Origin of the sequence: Saccharothrix sp. NRRL B-16314 (assembly GCF_000716595.1) — a bacterium.
In the GTDB taxonomy this organism is placed as follows: domain Bacteria; phylum Actinomycetota; class Actinomycetes; order Mycobacteriales; family Pseudonocardiaceae; genus Actinosynnema.
This window is the reverse complement of sequence record NZ_JNXC01000113.1, coordinates 1-458: the sequence shown is the minus strand read 5'-3', so window position 1 is coordinate 458 and position 458 is coordinate 1. Positions and strand designations below refer to the sequence as shown.

The window sequence follows — 458 nt, the reverse complement described above, 5'->3', positions numbered from 1 at the left end:
GACACGCCGGGATCGTTCCTGGCCGCGGTGGCCGAGCACGAGCCGGACGTCGCCATCGTCGACGTGCGGATGCCGCCCACCCACACCGACGAGGGGATCGTGGCGGCCGTCGAGGCACGCCGCCGCCGGCCAGGTCTCGCGGTGCTCGTGCTCTCGGCGTACGTGGAGCAGACGTTCGCCACCGAACTGCTCGCCGCCGGCGCCGGCCGGCTCGGCTACATGCTGAAGGAACGAGTGGGGCGGGTCGACGAGTTCCTGACCGCCCTGCACCGGGTGGCCGGCGGCGGCACCGCGGTGGACCCCGAAGTCGTCGGCCAGCTGCTGGCCCGCAACCCGCACACCAGCGCGCTGGGTCGGCTGAGCCCCAGGGAACGCGACGTGCTCGCGCTCATGGCCCAAGGACTCGGCAACACCGCCATCGCCGAGAAGCTCGTCATCACCGAAGGCGGAGTGCACAA

General features: G+C 72.5%; 1 protein-coding gene. It reads left to right on the top strand.

The annotated features are described in order from the left end of the window. On the top strand, window positions 1–458 hold a 458-nt coding region (locus tag OQ02_RS39265), incomplete at both ends, for a response regulator transcription factor (RefSeq protein ID WP_033443763.1).